At 39.7% G+C, this 2,520-nt stretch carries 3 protein-coding genes and 2 pseudogenes; all 5 read right to left on the bottom strand.

Annotated elements, in window-relative coordinates; genetic code table 11:
- A pseudogene (locus SMIDD26_RS13415) lies at positions 1–214 on the bottom strand (MFS transporter); the annotation flags it as partial.
- Between the two features lie 124 nt (positions 215–338).
- The gene (locus SMIDD26_RS10500; RefSeq protein WP_061440069.1) at positions 339–968 is read right to left on the bottom strand and encodes a Pr6Pr family membrane protein; all 630 of its coding nucleotides are present in this window, start codon (positions 966–968) and stop codon (positions 339–341) included.
- 2 nt (positions 969–970) lie between these two features.
- A complete protein-coding gene (locus tag SMIDD26_RS10495; RefSeq protein WP_001061584.1) occupies positions 971–1,309 on the bottom strand; it encodes a zinc ribbon domain-containing protein YjdM in 339 nt (112 codons plus the stop codon).
- A 292-nt stretch (positions 1,310–1,601) separates the two neighbouring features.
- The gene (locus tag SMIDD26_RS12030; protein WP_134990302.1) at positions 1,602–1,859 is read right to left on the bottom strand and encodes a hypothetical protein; all 258 of its coding nucleotides are present in this window, start codon (positions 1,857–1,859) and stop codon (positions 1,602–1,604) included.
- A gap of 54 nt (positions 1,860–1,913) precedes the next feature.
- Positions 1,914–2,129 (bottom strand): annotated as a pseudogene (locus tag SMIDD26_RS13735) (hypothetical protein); the annotation flags it as partial.
- Between the last annotated feature and the right edge of the window lie 391 nt (positions 2,130–2,520).

Here is a 2,520-nt window from a genome sequence, read left to right as displayed (position 1 = left end):
GTAATCGCTCAGGAAATATTTTTTCTAAGAAACCATTTAGCAGTAACATCATCATGATCCCAAAGGAAGGCAAGCTCGCCAAGAGCTCAATTTGTTCCTTAGGATAACCTTGATAATAGTCAAACATGGCTGGCAGGGCACTTGAAATCGAAAAGGAGGTAATCAAAACGAGGGAGAGAGCCAAAATACTGGCCCGTTCTAAAAGTTGTTTCATGAAATCTCTTTCTATATTTCTCTTAATCTTCTACTTTTTTGATAGTTATCAAACAAGCAAGAAAAGAAGAAGTCCCATTGGTTTGTAGACTCCTTCTTAAACTCGAAAATGAATTCCTTGTGTCTTAGGATGACTTTCTCTTGATTTGCTTAATAAAGTAGAAGATAAATCCTGCAACCATATAGGCAACAAAGATAATCAGACACCACTTGAATACGACATCCCAACCCTTGTTCACATTCAAAAAGAAGTAAGGGAAAGGATTATCCTTGGCATTTGGAATATTGAGTTTTAGAACCAAGCCATTAAAAAGAGCAAACATCATATACAGCAAGGGTAAAATCGTCCACACAATTGGATCCCAAATCTTGTATTGACCCTGTTTGTCAAAAAAGAGGGTATCCGCTAAAAACCAGAGAGGAACGATATAGTGGCAAAGGAAATTTTCCAGAGTATAGAAATTAGTCGCAATAGGCGCTAAGAGGAAATGGTAAATCACACAGGTAATCATGATACTCATAGTGACTCCACCTTTTAGACGCAAGAGGCTTGAACTTTGCCAGTTTTCACCTAAACGGCTCATAACTTTTAGAAGATAGAGCGTAAAAATAGTTACTAAAAGATTGGACAGAACCGTGTAATAGAGAAGCATCCCAAAACCACCATGCTTGGCGATTTCAAGATAAACTCCCGTAAAAGCCGCTAGAAACAAGAAGACACGGCTATAAAATACAAATTTATAGTGTTTTGACATACTTAAATCTTCTTCACAAACTCTGATTTGAGTTTCATGGCACCGAAGCCATCAATCTTACAGTCGATATTGTGGTCGCCTTCTACGATACGGATATTTTTCACGCGCGTCCCTTGTTTCAAATCTTTTGGCGCACCTTTTACTTTCAAATCCTTAATGAGGGTTACTGTATCACCGTCAGCCAATTTATTCCCGTTGGCATCAATAGCAACAAGGCCCTCTTCTACATCTGCAACTTCAGCAGGATTCCACTCATGAGCACACTCTGGGCAAACCAGTAGGGCACCGTCTTCGTAGACATACTCTGAGTTACATTTTGGACAATTTGGTAGGTTGTTCATGGTTTCTCCTTATCATCATTCACTATTCTTTGAAAATCAAAATTTCTCGAACAGCAACTATTATACCCTAAAATCAGCATTTTGACAAATTTAGAAAAAACCGATATCAATCTAGTTTTAAAACTTTATCACCACTATCAAACAAATGTCCTAAATCAATTGTTTATTTTATCTCTATTAGCCCAGTAATGGCGTCACTCTGTTATAAGCATCCAACAACGGGGTATACTGAAAAATCTCCAGACTAGGGAACTCAACGATAGTTCCTAATCTGGAGATTTTTAATATGTTATTAGACGTTTGCTTTCAACTTAGCAATAACCTCTTTAAGATTATCAATCAACTCTGCTTCAGTATGCTCAGAGCCTTTTTCATCTGCCAAGAAGGAAACTGCTTTTTGAAGTTCTTCTTGAGAGTTTTCAAGGACATCCTTATCTACTGTTTCAAGGTTTGAGTCTTTAAGAAGTTTACTTAATTCCTTGGCTAATTTCTCGAGTTCTGATTCTTTGTTGCGACGAGCTAGGAGGAAGAAGAGGAGACCTAAAAGCACTAGGATGCTTGCTGCAATAATCCCTACTGGGACTTGAGTTTGGGCTACAGGCTTATCTGCTTCTGGTGCTGACTCAGAAACTTTTTGTTCTCCAGCCTTCGTTGCTGACTGACTTTCCTTAATGGACTCTAGGGAAGCAATCGCATCTCTGACTGTTTGCAAGATATGGCGCAACCCTTGCTCTGTCAAACTATCATCTGCAAGAGCTTTCTTAGCCTCTGCCAAAACCAGACGTGCTGAATCTGTGGTAGGATTCGATACACCTGTCAATGCTCTCAAAAGATTTTCTAAGGTTTGAGTCTGCTTACTTAGTTCTGACTTGTCTAAAGTTCCTTGATCCTGAGTTGCTGAACGAACAGTATCGTCTTCTCTATTCGCTGTATTTACACTAGGTTCCGTAGTTGTCACTGGAGCTACAGACGAACGAGCAGTAGTTGTTGAGCCGCTGTCAGTGCTTCGTCCATCTTGTCCAGAATTTGCTTGCCCACTATCTGATGGACTTGTCGGTTCTGTAGTGTTCACATTCCCAGAATTTCCAGGTTGGTTATTAGGAACCGGAGTCTGAGTTTTTCCATTATCCGGCGCTGGGATAGGACTAGGAAGTGGAGCTGGTCTATATATAGGCATTTGCGCATTACCTTTACCACTCAAGTCACTGTTT

Origin of the sequence: Streptococcus mitis, from assembly GCF_001579035.1 — a bacterium.
Classification (GTDB): Bacteria; Bacillota; Bacilli; order Lactobacillales; family Streptococcaceae; genus Streptococcus; species Streptococcus mitis_J.
Note: the sequence above shows the minus strand (reverse complement) of the source record. Positions and strands in the feature narration are given on the sequence as shown.

What these genes read in the sequence shown, in the direction of transcription:
- SMIDD26_RS10500 (WP_061440069.1), bottom strand. Translation starts at nt 968, where the DNA reads ATGTCAAAACACTATAAATTTGTATTTTATAGCCGTGTCTTCTTGTTT.
- SMIDD26_RS10495 (WP_001061584.1), bottom strand. Translation starts at nt 1,309, where the DNA reads ATGAACAACCTACCAAATTGTCCAAAATGTAACTCAGAGTATGTCTAC.